15 protein-coding genes and 1 riboswitch are annotated in these 18,790 nt (G+C 65.9%); of the genes, 4 read left to right on the top strand and 11 right to left on the bottom strand.

Features of this window, described 5'->3' with window-relative positions; all coding sequences use genetic code 11:
- Nucleotides 1–67: 67 nt before the first annotated feature.
- Nucleotides 68–2,374: a UvrD-helicase domain-containing protein gene (locus V6Z91_RS12370; RefSeq protein WP_338770728.1), complete on the top strand. Its 2,307-nt coding sequence runs from the start codon at nucleotides 68–70 to the stop codon at nucleotides 2,372–2,374.
- Between the two features lie 148 nt (nucleotides 2,375–2,522).
- Here V6Z91_RS12370 and V6Z91_RS12365 read toward each other — a convergent pair whose 3' ends face one another.
- The 11 genes from V6Z91_RS12365 to thiC form a co-directional block, all read right to left on the bottom strand.
- Nucleotides 2,523–4,667 carry a M56 family metallopeptidase gene (locus V6Z91_RS12365; protein ID WP_338770725.1) on the bottom strand — a complete coding sequence of 715 codons (2,145 nt, stop codon included), beginning with the start codon at nucleotides 4,665–4,667 and terminating at the stop codon, nucleotides 2,523–2,525.
- A 217-nt stretch (nucleotides 4,668–4,884) separates the two neighbouring features.
- On the bottom strand, nucleotides 4,885–5,622 hold the full coding sequence (locus tag V6Z91_RS12360; protein WP_338770723.1) for a DUF6338 family protein: 738 nt from the start codon (nucleotides 5,620–5,622) through the stop codon (nucleotides 4,885–4,887).
- Nucleotides 5,623–5,630: 8 nt separating this feature from the next.
- A complete protein-coding gene (locus tag V6Z91_RS12355; RefSeq protein WP_338770722.1) occupies nucleotides 5,631–5,819 on the bottom strand; it encodes a hypothetical protein in 189 nt (62 codons plus the stop codon).
- 96 nt (nucleotides 5,820–5,915) lie between these two features.
- Entirely contained in the window at nucleotides 5,916–7,022 is a 1,107-nt protein-coding gene (locus V6Z91_RS12350) for an S-(hydroxymethyl)glutathione dehydrogenase/class III alcohol dehydrogenase (protein WP_338770720.1), read from the bottom strand.
- Between the two features lie 59 nt (nucleotides 7,023–7,081).
- Nucleotides 7,082–7,486 (bottom strand): response regulator, encoded by a 405-nt coding sequence (locus tag V6Z91_RS12345; RefSeq protein WP_338770718.1) that lies wholly within the window; start codon nucleotides 7,484–7,486, stop codon nucleotides 7,082–7,084.
- Between the two features lie 205 nt (nucleotides 7,487–7,691).
- Nucleotides 7,692–8,324: a response regulator gene (locus V6Z91_RS12340; protein ID WP_338770717.1), complete on the bottom strand. Its 633-nt coding sequence runs from the start codon at nucleotides 8,322–8,324 to the stop codon at nucleotides 7,692–7,694.
- Nucleotides 8,325–8,663: 339 nt separating this feature from the next.
- Entirely contained in the window at nucleotides 8,664–9,272 is a 609-nt protein-coding gene (gene thiE, locus V6Z91_RS12335) for a thiamine phosphate synthase (RefSeq protein ID WP_338770716.1), read from the bottom strand.
- A gap of 15 nt (nucleotides 9,273–9,287) precedes the next feature.
- Complete coding sequence (locus tag V6Z91_RS12330) at nucleotides 9,288–10,091, bottom strand: hydroxymethylpyrimidine/phosphomethylpyrimidine kinase (protein ID WP_338770715.1); 804 nt, start codon at nucleotides 10,089–10,091, stop codon at nucleotides 9,288–9,290.
- A gap of 22 nt (nucleotides 10,092–10,113) precedes the next feature.
- Nucleotides 10,114–10,905, bottom strand: coding sequence for a thiazole synthase (locus tag V6Z91_RS12325; RefSeq protein ID WP_338770714.1), 792 nt, complete (start codon nucleotides 10,903–10,905; stop codon nucleotides 10,114–10,116).
- A gap of 15 nt (nucleotides 10,906–10,920) precedes the next feature.
- The gene (thiS, locus tag V6Z91_RS12320; protein ID WP_338770713.1) at nucleotides 10,921–11,121 is read right to left on the bottom strand and encodes a sulfur carrier protein ThiS; all 201 of its coding nucleotides are present in this window, start codon (nucleotides 11,119–11,121) and stop codon (nucleotides 10,921–10,923) included.
- Nucleotides 11,122–11,247: 126 nt separating this feature from the next.
- Nucleotides 11,248–13,128 (bottom strand): phosphomethylpyrimidine synthase ThiC, encoded by a 1,881-nt coding sequence (thiC, locus tag V6Z91_RS12315; protein WP_338770712.1) that lies wholly within the window; start codon nucleotides 13,126–13,128, stop codon nucleotides 11,248–11,250.
- Nucleotides 13,129–13,190: 62 nt separating this feature from the next.
- A riboswitch (TPP riboswitch) is annotated at nucleotides 13,191–13,297 on the bottom strand.
- A gap of 96 nt (nucleotides 13,298–13,393) precedes the next feature.
- Between thiC and V6Z91_RS12310 the strand changes: the two genes are divergently transcribed.
- The 3 genes from V6Z91_RS12310 to V6Z91_RS12300 all read left to right on the top strand — a co-directional run bounded on the left by V6Z91_RS12310 (nucleotide 13,394) and on the right by V6Z91_RS12300 (nucleotide 18,766).
- On the top strand, nucleotides 13,394–14,068 hold the full coding sequence (locus V6Z91_RS12310) for a hypothetical protein (protein ID WP_338770710.1): 675 nt from the start codon (nucleotides 13,394–13,396) through the stop codon (nucleotides 14,066–14,068).
- Between the two features lie 183 nt (nucleotides 14,069–14,251).
- A complete protein-coding gene (locus V6Z91_RS12305) occupies nucleotides 14,252–15,841 on the top strand; it encodes a methyl-accepting chemotaxis protein (RefSeq protein ID WP_338770708.1) in 1,590 nt (529 codons plus the stop codon).
- Nucleotides 15,842–15,964: 123 nt separating this feature from the next.
- Nucleotides 15,965–18,766 carry a valine--tRNA ligase gene (locus V6Z91_RS12300; RefSeq protein WP_338770706.1) on the top strand — a complete coding sequence of 934 codons (2,802 nt, stop codon included), beginning with the start codon at nucleotides 15,965–15,967 and terminating at the stop codon, nucleotides 18,764–18,766.
- The last annotated feature ends 24 nt before the right edge of the window (nucleotides 18,767–18,790 follow it).

Here is an 18,790-nt window from a genome sequence, read left to right as displayed (position 1 = left end):
CCTGGAAGGCGCGCCGTTGCTGGCGCGCCACCGGGAACGGACGAGGTTCAAAAGGTATAATGGAGGGATGCAGAATCTCCTCCACAATCTCAATCCCGAACAACTCGCCGCCGTCACCCTGCCGCCGCAAAACGCCCTGATCCTGGCGGGCGCCGGCTCGGGCAAGACGCGCGTGCTGACCACGCGCATCGCCTGGCTGATCCAGACCGGGCAGGTGTCGCCGGGCGGTATCCTGGCCGTCACGTTCACGAACAAGGCCGCCAAGGAGATGCTGACGCGCCTGTCGGCAATGTTGCCGATCAATACACGCGGCATGTGGATCGGCACGTTCCACGGCCTGTGCAACCGGCTGCTGCGAACCCACTACCGCGATGCCGCGCTGCCCCAGTCGTTCCAGATCCTGGATACGCAAGACCAGCTGTCGATGATCAAGCGCCTTTTGAAGGCGCACAACGTGGACGATGAAAAATTCCCGCCGAAGTCGGTGATGTATTTCATCAACAACAACAAGGACCAGGGCTTGCGGGCCAGCCAGGTGGAAGCCTACGACGCCAACGAGCGCAAGCTGGTGGAGCTGTACGACCTGTACGACGAACAATGCCAGCGCGAAGGCGTGGTCGATTTCGCCGAGCTGCTGCTGCGCACGTATGAACTGCTGCAGCGCAACCAGCCGCTGCGCGAGCATTACCAGCAGCGCTTCCGCCACATCCTCGTCGACGAGTTCCAGGACACCAACAACCTGCAATACGCATGGCTGAAGCTGATCGCCGGCCATGGCACGGGCCATGGCGGCGCGCTGTTCGCCGTGGGCGACGACGACCAGAGCATCTATGCGTTCCGCGGCGCCAATGTGGGCAATATGGTGGCCTTCGAGTCCGAGTTCCGCGTGAAGAACCTGATCAAGCTGGAGCAGAACTACCGCTCGCATGGCCACATCCTCGATGCCGCCAACGTACTGATCGCCAACAACAGCCGGCGCCTGGGCAAGAACCTGCGCACGGACGCAGGGCACGGCGAGCAGGTGCGCGTGTACGAAGCCACGTCCGACCTGCAGGAAGCGCAATGGCTCGTGGACGAAGCCAAGAACCTCATCAGCGAAGGCACGCCGCGCCGGGAGATCGCCGTACTGTACCGCTCGAACGCGCAATCGCGTGTGATCGAGCATGCGTTGTTCTCGGCCGCGATCCCGTACACCGTGTACGGCGGCCTGCGCTACTTCCAGCGCGCCGAGGTGAAGCACGCGATCGCCTACCTGCAATTGATGGACAACCCGCATAACGATTCGGCCTTCCTGCGCGTGGTGAACTTCCCGGCGCGCGGCATCGGCGCGCGCACGCTGGAGCAGTTGCAGAACGCAGCCGAAACGTACGGCATTTCGCTGTATGCGGCCGTGCCGTACATGGTGGGCAAGGCAGGTTCGTCGCTGGGCGCCTTCGTGAAGCTGATCGAAGGCGTGCGCTTCGAGACACAGCAGATGGCGCTGCCGGAACTGGTGCGCATCACGCTGGAGTCGTCCGGCCTCCTGCAGCATTACGCCAACGAGAAGGATGGCGCCGACCGCGTGGAAAACCTGGAACAAATGGTCAGCGCGGCCACGCAATTCGTGTCCGAGGAAGGCTATGGCCCGGGCGCGCCCGCGCACCTGGGCCCGCCGGCCGAGGCGCAGGCGGGCGCGGCGATCATCAATGCCGACGGCGTGGAGATCGTGGATGCGGATGCGCCGCTGGCCACCGTGATGTCGCCGCTGTCGGCATTCCTGGCGCACGCCTCGCTGGAAGCGGGCGACAACCAGGCGCAGGCCGGCCAGGATGCGATGCAGCTGATGACGGTGCACTCGGCCAAGGGCCTGGAATTCGACAATGTGTTCATTACCGGCCTGGAAGAAGGCCTGTTCCCGCACGAGAGCAGTTCGAAGGAGGAAGGCGGCGTCGAGGAAGAGCGGCGGCTGATGTACGTGGCGATCACGCGGGCGCGCAAGCGCCTGTACATGTGCTTCTGCCAGACCCGCATGCTGCACGGGCAAACGCGCTACAACATGAAGTCGCGCTTCTTCGACGAACTGCCGGAGGAATCGCTGAAGTGGCTGTCGCCGCGCGTGCAGACGCACTGGTTCGCCAACAAGAAGGCGCAGTGGGAAGATGTACAGCTCAATGGCGGCAGCGACAATGCGATCGCCCAGCGGCTGGCGCAAAAGTCCGGCAACGGCTCGGGCTGGCGTATCGGCGAATCGGTGTCGCACACCAAGTTCGGCGAGGGGGTGATCGTCAATATCGAGGGCAGCGGTGGCAATTGCCGGGCGCAGATCAATTTCGGCAGCGCGGGGATGAAGGTGCTGGATCTGTCGGTGGCGAAGCTGGAGCGCTTGGGGAGGTAGGTACGCCCCGACGGGGGGGTTCAAGGAGCACCGCTCCTTGCCGACGCAGCAGAGTGGCCTTGCAAGGCCACTCTGCTCCCTGACCCCGGGTTCTGCCTTGGGGGTGGACTCATGCCGTAGCAACCCGCCACCAAGAGCGTGGTCCTCGTTACCCCCGGCCGCTCCCCAGCTCCGCCGCCTGCCCCTTGCGCAGCGCCTCCTCGATCAGCTTCCGCGTGGTCCGGTCCGCCTCTTGGCTCAGCCGGCCCTGTTCGCGGCCCAGCTCGCCCATCCGGCGGCCGTATTCCTCCATCGGTTTCGACAGTTCGGCCATGCGGGCATGCAAGCTCTTCATCGGTTCGCGGTTGACATCGACCTTTGCGTGTTCGCGCGCCATCGTTTCGGTCAGCCGGCTCATCTGCTGCTGCACGGGTTCCATCTGTTTCTGCACTGCCGCCATCTGGCGCGACAGCGCTTCGCGGCGGGCGTCGCTGTCGGCCGATGCCATGCGTTCGCCCAGCTCGCCGAGCGTGCTGCCCAGCCGTTCCTGGGTGCGCGCCAGCGCGGCCAGTCGGCGGTCGACGTTGCGTGTCACCTCCTCGTTGAACACGGCGGCGACGTGGGCGCTGATTTCTTCACCGAGCGCCTCCATCCGCTTGCCGTGCCCATCCATCGCGGCGCCCTGCTTTTCCATTTCCGCCCCCAGCTTTTCCGAAGGCGCCCAGGCTTCCCGCACCTTCGCGACGAGCGCCGAGTCCTTCACCACATACGATTTTCCATCCTTCTTGAACCAGATGAAATCCCCCTTGTAGCCTTCCTTCACGCATTGCAGGTCGTGAAGGTCGCGCGTGTCGAGGGCGGCGACACGCGTCGGCGCATCGCCGGCCCGCACGATGGCATATGACTCGAGCGAACGGCCGGGGTGAACGATGTGGGCGCCATCCTTCAGCCCGCGCGGCAGGGGTGGCGGCGCGGGTGGCGCCGGTGGGGCCGGCAAGGCGTGGGACGGAGCCTTCGGGGCGGCGGGCGGTGCCGGCGGGGCCGGCGGGACGGGTACGTCCGCGCCTGGACCATGCAATGCCGCGGCGCGCGCGGCTTCGGCCGCGGCCTGGGCCGCCCCGGCGCCGGCGGCGGCCGCGACTTTTGCAGCCTCCGCCGCTTCTTGCGCGGCGGCGGCGGCCGACGCCGCAGCGGCCGCTGTTTCGGCAGCTTCCCCAGCCGCGGCGCGGGCAGCGTCGCCGCCGCTGACGACGATATCAGGCTGCGCTGCCGGCCTGGCGGATGCATCGGGCTGCGCATGGGCGTACAGCATCACGCACGCCGTGCACAGGCCAAGCAGGGGCGCCGCGATCTTCCAGCTGAGCGGTTGCGCATCGGGATGGATCAGGCGTTTGATACGGGACATGAGGTCTCCTCCGTGTGCCGCGGGGGCGAAATGCGAGGTTGAGAACTGGAACTTGTCCAGCTCGGAAAGGGCCAGTGCCAGGCGCCGCGGTTCGCCCAGGGCGCTGGCCGCCAGGTCGTCCGCGACCTGTTCCCGCTCGATGCGGATACGCTTGCTCAGCATCCACACGCTCGGGTGGTAGAACAGCAGGATCTCGATCGCGCTCTGCACCAGGTTCACGAGGTAATCGTGGCGGCGGATGTGCGCGAGTTCGTGCGCCAGCAGCGCTTCGAGCAGGTGCGGCGGCATGCCGGTGACCAGGGCGGCGGGCAGCAGCACGATGGGGCGCCAGCAGCCGGCCGTCATCGGGCCCTCCAGGTCTTCGCCGGACACGCCCAGGCGCACCGGGCGCTTCACGTCGATGCGCAGCGCCAGGCGCTCCAGGCGCTGCTGCCACTCGGGATCGGGACGGTAATGGCCGGCCACCGTGCGTTGCCGAACCCATTGCAGGCCGAGCGACAGGCGCAGCGTCATCAGCGCGGCGCCGGCGGCCCACAGCAGCACCAGCCAGGGCAGCTGGCGGCGCAGCAGGTATTCGAACGAGGTCAGCTGGTCGGCATCGACCAGCGCGGGCACGTGCGCGGTGGGGATGGCGCCGGCTCCGACCGCGCCCAGCAGCGGATCGAGCGGGACCGGTATCGAGTAGCCGGCTTGCAGCGCTTCCTGGACACGCCAGGCAATGCTGCCCACCGGCAGCGCCGCGCACAGTAGCAAGGCTGCGCAGGCCACGGCATAGCGGGCCTGCGGGCGCGCATTGCGCAGCAGGTGCAGCGCCAGCGCCGCGGCCCAGCCGACCAGTAGACCCTGCCAGATGAAATGGAGCAGCGACCAGCCGATCGCGGGGACCAGCGTATCGAACAGGTGGTTCATGCCGCACCTCCTGCGGACCGGTTGGCGTTGTTCATGGCGCGGCTCCTGATGAAGTGGCAACCAGATTAATTTAAGTAGAAAACTTTGTCTAGAACTTTTTGTCTAGATACGGGCGCGACGAAGTCATTGAACTATAGTCAACGCATCGGTGACTGCGGGGGATTTGCGATGGAACGCGCGAATGGCGGGGTAGACTGCGGGGTAGGCTGCAAACGCGTCAGGCCAGGTGCACGTATTGCACGTTGAGCGTGATCATTTCGCTGTAGCGCAGCACGAAGGAGTCGCCGTCGATGGGGTAGAAGCGCGTGTCCGTGGTGCCCGCCTCGTCGGCGGGCTTGTCCTTCGACAGGGGGCGGCGCGACACGCCCTGCAGCACCAGCCGGTCCAGCTGCCCTTCCGAATCGAAGTAGAAATTGTCCAGTACGCCTGAGTACAGCATGGCTTCCTTGCCCACCTCGACGATGGCCGCGACGATCACGAAATCGGGTGCCTCTTCCGCCGCGAAGTCCGCCCCGGTCAGCAGGTAGTACCAGGGCGCCTCATGGAAGCGCAGCATGGGCCGCAACGGCGACTCGGCGCGGTCGAGCCGGTACTTCGTGATCGCTCCACGCAACACCATGGGGAACGCGAACGATGCGAACAGCAGGGTGACGAAGTAGGCGGCAACCCAGCCAAAATCGTTTGCCACGGTGGCCACCGCCGCCACCTGCGCGGTTGGCGCGGAAGACAGCAGTTGCATCAGCACGAGCGGTTCGAATCGCTGGCCGAACAGCAGCCAGGACAAGCCGAGCCACAGCAGGTGGGCGACGGCGGCCGACATGACGGCTCCGGCGGCGATCCGGCCGAATGGAGAAAAATCGAGGGAGGTGCGTTCAACCCGCTTGAAGCGGATACGGAAGATGAAACCGGGGAGCAGGACGAGGAAGACGATCAGCGCAGGAAGGGCTACGTTCATTCACCCTCTCAGGCAGCCTTGGCCTTGGGCACGATGCGGGGACTGATCTTGACGACTTCGCCGCTGGGGCGGCGGAACATGAACTCGGTGGCCGGCGCGCCGTCGGCAGCGCCACGGGTGAGGAATTCGCGCAGGTGCTTGCGAGCCACGGGATCGGCCAGGACTTCGGATGCGAGCTGACTTTTGAGCGCTTTCATGCTTCGCACTATGCCATATTTCGGGGCCGAACGGGAGCCTGTTGTGCCGCCGCCGCGGCCGGGCCGCGCGGCGGCCCGGCTTTTAGGGCAATCGCGTCAATACATCACGACCGAGCGGATCGACTCGCCCTTCTTCATCAGGTCGAAGCCTTCGTTGATCTGGTCGAGCGACAGCTTGTGGGTGATCAGGTCGTCGATATTGATCTTGCCGTCCATATACCAGTCTACGATCTTCGGCACGTCGGTGCGGCCGCGGGCGCCGCCGAAGGCGGAACCCTTCCATTCACGGCCCGTCACGAGCTGGAACGGCCGCGTGGAAATTTCCTGGCCGGCCGCCGCCACGCCGATGATGATCGACTTGCCCCAGCCCTTGTGGCAGCACTCGAGCGCCTGGCGCATCAGCGTGGTATTGCCCACGCATTCGAAGCTGTAGTCGGCGCCGCCATCCGTCAGCTGGATAATCGCATCGACGACGTTCTCGACATCGTTCGGGTTGATGAAGTGCGTCATGCCGAATTTGCGCGCCATCGCCTCGCGGCCCGGATTGATGTCGATGCCGATGATCTTGTCGGCGCCCACCATCCTGGCCGCCTGGATCACGTTCAGGCCGATGCCGCCCAGGCCGAACACGACCACGCTGGCACCCGCTTCCACCTTGGCGGTGAACAGCACGGCGCCCACGCCCGTGGTCACGCCGCAACCGATGTAGCAGACCTTGTCGAACGGCGCATCCTCGCGGATCTTCGCCAGCGCGATTTCGGGCACCACGATGTAATTCGAGAACGTGGAGGTGCCCATGTAGTGGAAGATGGGCTTGCCGTCGAGGGAGAAGCGGCTCGTCGCATCCGGCATCAGGCCGCGGCCCTGGGTGGAGCGGATCGCCTGGCACAGGTTGGTCTTTTGCGACAGGCAGAACTTGCACTGGCGGCATTCCGGCGTGTACAGCGGAATGACGTGATCGTCCTTCCTGAGGCTCTTCACGCCCGGCCCGACGTCGACGACGATGCCGGCGCCTTCATGGCCGAGGATGGCCGGGAACAGCCCTTCCGGATCGGCGCCGGACAGCGTGTAGTAATCGGTGTGGCAAATGCCGGTGGCCTTGATCTCGACCAGGACTTCGCCTTCCTTCGGTCCGCCCAGTTCGACCTCTTCGATCGTCAGCGGAGCACCCGCCTTCCATGCCACTGCTGCCCTGGTTTTCATCGTTCGCGTTCCTTGATGTGGATAAACCGCCATCATAGCAAACGGTGAATTCGGGAGTTTTACCGGTTGACCGCCATGTCGAGCTCCAGCAGCCGGCATACGGCCTGCCACAGCTGGCGGGGCGAGGTCCACGGTTTCGGCAGGTAGGCATGGGCCTGGTGGTGCAGGCTGGGCTGGCGTGCCGAGTACAGCAGCACAGGCGTGTGGCAGCCGCGCGCGCGCACCGCATCGACGAGCACCTGGCCGTCACCGTCCGGCAGGTCGGCGTCGACGATGATCAGGTCGAATTTCTCGACGGCCAGGCGCGTGCCGGCATCGTCCATCGTCGCCGCGCGGCTCACGCGGATTTCCGGCACCAGCAGGGTGGCCAGGATCAGGGCGGTGGTATCGTCGGCATCCACGTGCAGCACGTGGGGAGCGGGGGCCATCGGTTTGAGAGCCTCGAGGGCGTCGGTCATGTTCATCGTCTTCTCCGCGATCGGTAATGCAGAACCTGGAGCCATGCGCCGCGGGCAGCGGGGTCGGTTGGTACCAGGATGCAGGTCGGCGGAGCTGGGCCGATGATTTCAGGCACGGCCGCGGTGGCGGGGCAGCCGTAACATGGATTGCACCGGGGAGCCCGGTGCGCAATGAAGGAAGCTTAGCTTAAATGATTCAGCTTGGAAACTATTATTTCTTCAGTCGTGCATTAAAAGCCGCATGCAAACCATTCAACGTTTCCTCGGCGGCAAGCAGCTGGTCCGCCACCTCGTTGACCTTGCGACGGCTGGACCGCGCGTGGTCGCGCAGGACTTCGAAAGCGGTGTTGCGGTCCGTCTGGAACTTGCACATCAACAAGCCCACGGCAAGGCTCGTCTCGCGGCCGGCCGCCAGCGCGGCGTTCAGGTTCAGTTCGGTGCGGCGCAGCTGGCGGATCTCGTCCGCCCGCGCCAGCCCTGCCTCGAAGGCGGGCATCAATTGCTTTTCATCGACCGGCTTGACGAGGAATCCCACGGCACCGTACGCGGCGGCCTGCTTGCCCGCATCCGCATCGCCGCGGCCGGACAGGAACATGAACGGCACCGACGTTTCGCGGTTGAGCTGCTTGGCCAGTTCCAGGCCCGACATGCCGGGCATGTGAATGTCCAGCAGCGCCATGTCCGGCTCGCGCTCGGCCACCAGGCGCAGCGCGTGGTCGGCCGAGTGTGCCTGCACCGTCTCGTACCCGGCGTTGCGCAGCACCACGCTCAGGAATTCGGCGAGCAACTGGTCGTCGTCGACGATCAGGATCAGGCGTTTCGCGGCGGCGGCTTGTGCGGGCATGGCGTATTCGGTTCTTTGAAGGTGAACCGATTATACGGGCCTTTGATGCGGCGGCAAGGGGATTCACGGTTACACTCCGGCAACGATGGGCGGGCGCCACAGATGCCGCCGCTCATCCGCCACCTGCCCGGCGTTTCCGGCCGATGAGCCGCCCTCCCCGCCAGAAAAGCGCTGATTTGTCGCTGGTGGATGAGATTAGTCCTGAAAAACGTGTTCAGCAAGACGCAAATGGCCCGTCATGCCGGGGGGTGCGGCCGCCGATATGTCGGGCCATTTGCGACACAGCTGGGCGCGTTTTCTCGGGGCTGGGAGCGCCGCCATGAATGAATCAGCGCTACCCTAGGCAAACAGCCGGTTGAACGCCCTGGTGGCCGCGGCCACGTCCGGCGCGCCATAGACGCTGCTGATCGCCGCCACCATGTGCGCGCCGCGCGCCACCAGCGGGGCCGCGTTTTCCGGCGTCATCCCGCCGATGACGACGCAGGGTACGCGTACGGCCGCGCGGGCATCGTCGACGATGGCGTGTGCCGTGGTCACCGCATAGCGCTTGACGCGCGACGGATAGAAACCGCCGAAGGCCACATAGCTGGCACCGGCGCGCTCGGCATCGATGGCAAGCTGCAAGTCGCCGTAGCACGAAGCGCCCACGATCTTCGTTGGCCCGACCAGCTCGCGGGCCTGCGCGACCGTGGCATCGGTGCCGCCTACGTGCACGCCATCGGCATCGAGCTCGCGGCACAGGTCCACGAAATCGTTGACGATGAAGGGCACGCCATGGCGGCGGCACAGCGCCAGCAACGCGGTTGCCTGTTCGCGACGCTGTTCCGGCGTCGCCGTCTTGTGCCGGTATTGCAGCAGCGCGACGCCGGCGTCCAGCGCCGTTTCGGTATGGCGCAGCAGCGCCTCGGTATCGTCCCAGTCGGGGGTCACCAGATAAAGTCCCTGCATGATTGTTCTCCTTTCTCAGCGCGACGGGATGCGCTGGCCGGAGGCGATCGCGTACGACGCTTCCAGTGCGCGGTGGGTGTAGGCCTGCGCCCGCGCCAGCGCCTGAGCGACGGGGATCTGATGCGCCAGCAGCGCCGCCACGGCAGCGGCCAGCGTACAGCCGCTGCCATGGAAGCCACCCTCCAGCCTTGGCCAGTGCCAGTTCTGCTGGCGGGCCGGACCCAGCCAGCGGTTGACGACCGACGAGCCGCCGCCATGCCCGCCCGTGACGAGCACGTGCTCGCAGCCGATCTGCCGCAGCACCTGCGCGTGCGCTAGTTCCGCCACGTCGCTCGACGGCGGTGGAATGTCTTGCCGGTGCGCCTTCGCCAGAGCGGCCGCTTCGGGGCCGTTCGGCGTGATCACGGTGGCCAGCGGCAGCAGCGGCGCCAGCGCGGCGATCGCATTGCCGCGCCCCAGCCGGTCGCCGTTGCCGCTCGCCAGCACGGGGTCCAGCACAACCGGCAGCGCCGGGTTTTCCTCGCGCAGCCCGGCGATCACGCGGGCGATCGACTGGGCGTTCTCGGGGCTGCCGGGAATGCCGATCTTCACGGCGCTGATGCGGAACGCGGCGGCCACGGCCAGCGCCTGGCGCAGCACCACGTCGTGCTCGACGGGCAGCACTTCGTGCACCCGGTTGTTGTCCTGCACCGTGAGCGCGGTGATCACGGGCAGTGGATGGGCGTCGAGCGCCGCGATGGCGCCGACATCGGCGGCTATGCCGGCACCGCCCGAGGGGTCGGCGCCGGCAAACACGAGCACGCAAGGGCGATGACTCATAGCTGGTCCTTCATGGCTGGTCCTAGCCGAGCCGGCCGGCCATCGGCGACGATGGGGAAGCGGCGAACTTGCGCGGCATGCGGCCGGCCAGGAACGCGTCGCGGCCCGCCTCGACGGCCAGGCGCATGGCGCGGGCCATGCGCACCGGGTCGCCCGCGGCGGCGATCGCCGTGTTCATCAGCACGCCGTCGCAACCGAGTTCCATGGCGATCGCCGCGTCCGACGCCGTGCCCACGCCGGCGTCGACCAGCACCGGCACCCTCGCCTGCTCGATGATCAGCGACAGGTTCCACGGATTGAGGATGCCCATGCCCGAGCCGATCAGGGACGCCAGCGGCATCACGGCGACGCAGCCGATGTCTTCCAGCATGCGTGCCTGGATGGGATCGTCGCTGCAATAGACCATCACGTCGAAGCCGTCCTTCACCAGCTCCTTCGCCGCCACCAGCGTTTCGGGCATGTTCGGGAACAGCGTCTTCTCGTCGCCCAGCACTTCGAGCTTGACGAGCTTGTGCCCATCCAGCAGCTCGCGCGCCAGTTGCAGCGTGTAGACCGCGTCCTTCGCCGTGTAGCAGCCTGCCGTATTGGGCAGGATCGTGAACTCGGACGGCGGCACCACGTCCAGCAGGTTCGGCGCATGCGGGTCCTGGCCGATATTCACGCGGCGGATCGCCACCGTGATGATTTCCGCGCCGGCCGCCAGGGTGGCGGCACGGGTCTGGTCGAGATCGCGGTACTTGCCGCTGCCCACCAGGAGGCGCGAGCGGTACTGCTTGCCTGCGATGGTGAGCAGGTCATCGTTGTTTGTCTGCATAGTCGTCTCCATTATTCAGCCGCCGCCGATGGCGCGGACGATGTCCACGCGATCCTGCGCATTAAGGGCCACTTCGCTCCAGCGCTGGCGCGGCACCACACTGCGATTGACGGCCAGCGCCAGCGCTTGGCCTTCCAGCTCCAGCGCCGCGATCAACTGGCCGAGCGTCTGCCCCGGCTCCACGGCGCGGGGCTCGCCATTCAGTACGATGTCCATTTCCTGTCCGAACTGTTGTAAAAAAACCCGGGGGACTGTCCCCGATTTTTAGCAACGAAAAGTGTTGTAAATATTCGGGGACTGTCCTGTTGTAAAAAATTGGGGACTGTCCCTGTTGTTGGGTTGCTACGCTTTGCTGTAGAGCTGGCTGCCGCTCTTGACGAATTCGATGGCCTTTTCCTGCATGCCGCTGGCGGCGTAGTCGCGTACTTCCTGCGTGATCTTCATCGAGCAGAAGTGCGGGCCGCACATCGAGCAGAAGTGGGCGACCTTCGACGATTCCTTCGGCAGCGTCTCGTCGTGGAAGGCGCGTGCGCGGTCGGGGTCCAGGCCGAGGTTGAACTGGTCTTCCCAGCGGAATTCGAAGCGCGCCTTCGACAGGGCGTTGTCGCGGATCTGCGCGCCGGGATGGCCTTTCGCCAGGTCGGCCGCGTGGGCGGCGATCTTGTAGGTGATGATGCCTTCCTTGACGTCGTCCTTGTTCGGCAGGCCCAGGTGCTCCTTCGGCGTTACGTAGCACAGCATCGCGGTGCCGTACCAGCCGATCTGCGCGGCGCCGATGCCGGAGGTGATGTGGTCGTAGCCGGGGGCGATGTCGGTGGTCAGCGGGCCAAGCGTGTAGAACGGCGCTTCGCTGCATTGCTCCAGCTGCAGGTCCATGTTCTCCTTGATCAGCTGCATTGGCACGTGGCCGGGGCCTTCGATCATCACCTGCACGTCGTGCTTCCAGGCGATTTGCGTGAGTTCGCCCAGCGTCTTCAGTTCGCCCAGCTGCGCCTCGTCGTTCGCGTCGTAGATCGAGCCGGGACGCAGGCCGTCGCCGAGGCTGAACGACACGTCGTACTGCTTCATGATTTCGCAGATGTCCTCGAAGTGCGTGTACAGGAAGTTTTCCTTGTGGTGGGCCAGGCACCACTTGGCCATGATCGACCCGCCGCGCGAGACGATGCCGGTCAGGCGGTTCGCCGTCAGCGGCACATAGCGCAGCAGCACGCCCGCGTGGATCGTGAAGTAGTCCACGCCCTGCTCCGCCTGCTCGATCAACGTGTCGCGGAAGATTTCCCACGTCAGGTCCTCGGCCTTGCCGTTCACCTTTTCCAGCGCCTGGTAGATCGGCACCGTGCCGATCGGCACCGGGCTGTTGCGCACGATCCATTCGCGCGTTTCGTGGATATGCTTGCCGGTCGACAGGTCCATCACCGTGTCGCCGCCCCAGCGGATCGCCCACGTCATCTTCTCGACTTCCTCGCCGATCGACGAGGTGACGGCGGAGTTGCCGATGTTGGCATTGACCTTCACCAGGAAGTTGCGGCCGATGATCATCGGTTCCAGTTCCGGGTGGTTGATGTTGGCCGGGATGATCGCCCGGCCCCGCGCGATCTCCTCGCGCACGAATTCGGCGGTGATCTCCTGCGGGATGGCGGCGCCGAACGATTCGCCGCGGTGCTGGCGGCCCAGCAGTTCGGCCATCTTGGTGCCCAGCGGGCCGGCCGCCCGCATCGCTGCGATGTATTCGCGGCGGCGCATGTTCTCGCGGATCGCCACGAATTCCATCTCCGGCGTGACGATGCCCCGCTTCGCGTAATGCATCTGCGTGACGCAAGCGCCGGCCTTGGCACAGCGCGGAGTGCGGTGCAGGTCGAAGCGCAAGGCATCGAGCGAGGCGTCGGCCAGGCGCGCCTTGCCGTAGTCGGACGTGGGACCCGGCAGCTCCTCGGTGTCGCCGCGCTCGGCGATCCAGGCGGCGCGCATTGGCGCCAGGCCGGCGCGGATGTCGATGGCCACGGCCGGGTCGGTGTACGGGCCGGACGTGTCATACACGGTCACCGGCGGATTGACTTCGTGGCCGAACGAGGCCGACGTGTCGGCCTGCGAGATCTCGCGCATGGGTACGCGGATATCCGGGCGGCTGCCGGTCACGTAGATCTTGCGGGAATTGGGCAGCGGCGCGATGGCGGCGCTGTCGACTTCGGCCGTGCTGGCCAAGAATTTCTGGTGGGCGTTCATTTGGCTCCTTTGGGCAGGAGCCAGCAAAGGAGATCCGGACGTGCGCGACCAGACTTCAGGTGCGACGAATCCTTGAGCTTCCCTTCGCTGGCATTATCCAGATCAGGTTCGGAGGGTATTTCTCACCCGCGCATGGCTGTAGCCGAGCGCAGGACCCCTAGCGTTTGCCGCCTTCGATGAAGGCAGCGGCGTCATTATAGACACGAACCGTGCCTTTACTGCAAGCACTACCGCCTATAATCGGTATCTCGACGAAAGGATAACGATGCACAAACGGGTGGCCGCCGTGCTGGCGGCGATGCAGATGGGCGTGGCGATGGCGCAACCGCAGGCGCCCGCCCGCACGGCCACGCCGGCGGAACAGGAATCGTTTTTCGACTGGTACAACGCGAATCATGAAGCACGTGGCCTGCTGCGCCCGCAGTTCACCGTGAAGGAGGACGCAGGAAAACGCGGCAAGCGCAGCGCGCGCCAGGTCACGGCCGTGGTGGACGGCCCGGCGCAACGTGCGGTACTGCCCCTGTGCCGCCAGCCCCGCAGCGTGTACGCATACCATGCACGCGCCCGCAAGGATGAGCGCTGGAGCGAAGCGGGCCCGCCGCAGACGCTGGTGTGGATCCACCACCAGCCGCAGTGCGGCGCCCAGCCCGACAATCCCGTGCGCCTCCTGCAACCCTTGCAGGAGATGGACATCCTGATGCTGCTGCAATCCTACCGGTCGATCCTGGGCAGCGCGCGGTTGCTGATGGCCGGGAACACGTCGTGCGCGCCGTCGCGCTCGCGCGCCTTCCGCCTTGCGGGCCTCGATCGCGGCAAGGATGGCTTGCCCGTACTGGTGTTCGAAAGCGATATCGCCAGCGAAGCGCGCGTGTCCGTGCGCCGCACCCGCAACGAACTGCTGCCGTGGGCCGTGGCCTGCACGGCGCCAGACCGCCAATAATTGTTGCATAAAGGCTACATCCGGCTATTCTTCGCCCCTCCGCTCTGCTAAGCCTGCCTGCACTACCGGCGGCCCCACCCCAGCCGCCATCGATGCCCGCGCATCGTCGACCCGCCTCCCACCCCGCGCGACACAAACGGATGCCCGGCATCCACCACAGGATCAACAAGAAAGCGAAAACACATGCGGATCAACCTGCCCGTTACCGGCAATGAAGTCTTCCTCGAGGAAGGCAAGACCATCGTTTCCACAACGGACCTGCAAGGCAACATCACCTACGCAAATCCCTATTTCGTCAGCATTTCCGGCTTCACCGAGGAAGAGCTGATCGGTGCGCCGCAAAACATCCTGCGCCATCCGGACATGCCGGCCGAGGCGTTCGCCGACATGTGGCGCGCGATCCGCCGCGGCTATCCCTGGACCGGCATGGTCAAGAACCGCTGCAAGAACGGCGACTACTACTGGGTGCTGGCCAATATCACGCCCGTGATCGAGAACGGCCAGCCGGTCGGCTACATGTCCGTGCGCACCAAGCCGAGCCGCGACATGGTCGCGCAGGCGGCGGCGGCGTATGCCGCGTTCAAGGATGGCAAGGCGCACGGCCGGCGTATCCAACGTGGCAAGGTCGTGGCCGACGGCCCGCTGCATCGCCTGGCGGCGCGCCTGCGCCCCTCGCTGGCGACCCGCCTCGTCCTGGCCGGCGCCCTGCCGGCCGCGGTGCTGGCGGCGTGCGCGGCAAGCCTGTTCGGCAGCGGCAGCAATGCACTGGCCACACTCGCCGTGCTGGCGGCGCTGGCCGCGCTGTACCTGGGCTGGTCGCTGCATGGCGCCGTCGTCGCGCCGCTGCGCTCGGCGACCGGCCTGGCGCGGCAGATGGCCGGCGGCGACCTGACGGCCAGCTTCGCCGCGTCGCGCGACAACGAAGCGGGCGAATTGCTGGCCGCGCTGCGCCAGATGAGCATCAACCTGCGCAGCATCATCGGCGACGTGCGCAGCAATTTCGCCCATATCGAACGGGCCACCAATGAGATCGCCGCCGGCAATATGGACTTGTCCGGCCGCACCGAATCGCAGGCATCGAGCCTGCAGCAGACGGCGGCCAGCATGGAGCAGCTCAATTCCACCGTGCGGCAAAGCGCCGGCAACGTGGCCGATGCGGACCGCCTTGCCGGCCAGGCCTCCGAAGTGGCGGGCCAGGGCGGCGAACTCGTGTCGCAGGTGGTGAGCACGATGGACGGCATCAGCGCCTCGTCGCACCGCATCCTCGACATCATCGGCATCATCGACGGCATCGCGTTCCAGACCAATATCCTGGCCTTGAACGCCGCGGTGGAAGCGGCGCGCGCGGGCGAAAAGGGGCGCGGCTTCGCCGTCGTGGCATCGGAGGTACGCGCGCTGGCGCAGCGTTCCGCTTCCGCGGCGAAGGAGATCAAGGAGCTGATCGACCAGTCGATCGGCAAGGTCGAAGCGGGCACGAAGCTCACCAGCAGCGCCGGTGCGATCATGGCCGAGGTGATCGCCTCGGTGGCGCAGGTGAAACAGGTGATGAACGAGATCTCGCACACCGCGTCGGAACAGAGCCTGGGCATCGGGCAGGTCAACCAGGCGGTAGCGTCGATCGACGACATTACCCAGCAGAATGCGGCGCTCGTCGAGCAGGCCGCGGCCGCCGCCGGCGAGCTGTCGCAGCAGACGCGCTGCGTGGCGCAGGCGATCGCCGTGTTCAAGGTGCAGAAACAGGCGGGCCGGCGGCCGGCACGGCTGGCGGCATAAGCGCGGCGGCGACCAGCCGCCAGGGGCTGTGCAATTCGCGGGTAAAAGGGGGCGCCGGCCGATGCCGGGGCCCCCTGCCTACTCTATAATGGCCGTTTTCGCCAAAATCACACATCCCGGATCATGGAATTAGCCAAGTCTTTCGAGCCTGCCGACATTGAACAGTTCTGGCGCAGCGAGTGGGAGAAGCGCGGTTACTACGCCGCTTCGATGGACCTCTCCAAGCCCTCCTTCAGCATCCAGCTGCCACCGCCGAACGTGACCGGTACGCTGCACATGGGCCACGCGTTCAACCAGACGATCATGGATGGCCTGACCCGCTACCACCGCATGCTGGGCCATAACACGGCCTGGATCCCGGGTACCGACCACGCCGGCATCGCCACGCAGATCGTGGTGGAGCGCCAGCTCGACGCGCAGAAGATCTCGCGCCACGACCTGGGCCGCGAAAAATTCGTCGAGAAGGTCTGGGAGTGGAAGGAAAAGTCGGGCTCCACGATCACGGGCCAGATGCGCCGCCTGGGCACCTCGCCGGACTGGAACCGCGAATACTTCACGATGGACGAGCCGCGCTCGAAGATCGTTTCGGAAGTGTTCGTGCGCCTGTTCGAGCAGGGCCTGATCTACCGCGGCAAGCGCCTGGTGAACTGGGACCCGGTGCTGGGCACCGCCGTCTCCGACCTGGAAGTGGTGTCGGAAGAGGAAGACGGCTCGATGTGGTACATCCAGTACCCGCTGGCCGACGGCTCCGGGCACCTGACGGTGGCGACGACGCGCCCGGAAACGATGCTGGGCGACGTGGCCGTGGCCGTGGACCCGACCGACGAGCGCTATGAAGCGCTGGTCGGCAAGATGCTGAAACTGCCGCTGGTGGGCCGCGAGATCCCGATCATCGCCGACTCGTATGTCGACAAGGCCTTCGGTACCGGCTGCGTGAAGATCACGCCGGCGCACGACTTCAACGACTATGCGGTGGGCCAGCGCCACAACCTGGACATGCCGTCGATCCTCACGCTGGACGCGAAGATCGCCGACACGGCGCCGGAAGCGTATCGCGGCCTGGACCGCTTCGCCGCCCGCAAGCAGATCGTGGCCGACCTGGAAGCGCAAGGCCTGCTGGAACAGGTCAAGCCGCATAAACTGATGGTGCCGCGCGGCGACCGCACCGGCGTCGTCATCGAGCCGATGCTGACGGACCAGTGGTTCGTGGCGATGAGCAAGCCGGCACCGGAAGGTACCTTCAACCCGGGCAAGTCGATCACCGAAGTGGCGCTGGAAAAGGTGGCTACGGGCGAGATCAAGTTCGTGCCGGAGAACTGGACCACCACGTACAACCAGTGGCTGAACAACATCCAGGACTGGTGCATCTCGCGCCAGCTGTGGTGGGGCCACCAGATCCCGGCATGGTACGACGAAGCCGGCAATATCTTCGTTGCCCGCAACGAGGAAGAAGCGCAGGAAAAGGCCAAGGCCGCCGGCAGCACCGGCGCGCTGCGGCGCGACAGCGACGTGCTGGACACGTGGTTCTCGTCCGCCCTGGTGCCGTTCTCCACGCTGGGCTGGCCGGAAGAAACGCCCGACCTGAAGGCATTCCTGCCCTCCTCCGTGCTGGTGACGGGCTTCGACATCATCTTCTTCTGGGTCGCCCGGATGGTGATGATGACCGCGCACTTCACCGGCAAGGTGCCGTTCGAGACCGTGTACGTGCACGGCCTGGTGCGCGACTCGCAGGGCCAGAAGATGAGCAAATCGAAGGGCAATACGCTGGACCCGATCGACCTGATCGACGGCATCGGCGTGGACGAGCTGGTGGCCAAGCGCACCACCGGCCTGATGAACCCGAAGGCCGCCGAAAAGATCGAGAAAGCCACGCGCCGCGAATTCCCGGAAGGGATCGCCGCCTATGGCACCGACGCGGTGCGCTTCACGATGGCCAGCTACGCCTCGCTGGGCCGCAACATCAACTTCGACCTGGGCCGCGCCGAGGGTTACCGCAACTTCTGCAACAAGCTGTGGAACGCGACCCGCTTCGTGCTGATGAACACGGAGGGCAAGGATTGCAGCGCCAGCGACGCCGACCTGTCGCAGGCGGACAAGTGGATCATCTCGCTGCTCAACCGCACCGAGCAGGAAGTGGCCAAGGGCTTCGCCGACTTCCGCTTCGATAACATCGCCAGCGCCATCTACAAGTTCGTGTGGGACGAATACTGCGACTGGTACCTGGAACTGGCCAAGGTGCAGGTGCAGCAGGGCACGGAAGGCCAGCAGCGCGCCACCCGCCACACGCTGCTGCGCGTGCTGGAAGTCGTGCTGCGCCTGGCGCACCCGGTGATCCCGTTCGTGACCGAACAGCTCTGGCAGACGGTCGCGCCCCTGGCTGGCAAGGGCGACACCGAAGGCAAGTCGATCATGACGCAGCCCTATCCGGTCGCCAACGAACGGGCCATCGACGAAGGCGCGGAAGCGTGGATCGCCGAACTGAAAGGCTTCACGGATTCGACCCGCAACCTGCGCGGCGAGATGAAGCTGGCGCCTTCCGTGCGCGTGCCGCTGATTGTCGAGGCGACGGGCGCGGACAAGGACAAGATCGCCGCCTTCGCACCGTATGTGCAAATGCTGGGCAAGCTCTCCGAAGTGCAGATCGTCGACACGCTGCCGGAATCGCCGGCCGCGGTGTCCGTGGTCGGCACCACGAAGCTGATGCTGAAAGTGGAGATCGACGTGAAGGCCGAGCGCGAGCGCCTGTCGAAGGAAATTGCGCGCGTGGAAGGCGAGATCGCCAAGGCTTCCGGCAAGCTGTCGTCGGAAAGCTTCGTGGCGCGTGCCCCGGCCGCCGTGGTGGCGCAGGAAAAGGAACGCGTGGCCAACTTCACGGCCACGCTGGACAAGCTGCGCGAGCAGTTCGCCAAGCTGCCGGCCGCGTAAGCCGCCGCAAGCCGCCGAAAGCCG

It is taken from the genome of Massilia sp. METH4 (assembly GCF_037094685.1).
Classification (GTDB): domain Bacteria; phylum Pseudomonadota; class Gammaproteobacteria; order Burkholderiales; family Burkholderiaceae_D; genus Rugamonas.
Note: the sequence above shows the minus strand (reverse complement) of the source record. Positions and strands in the feature narration are given on the sequence as shown.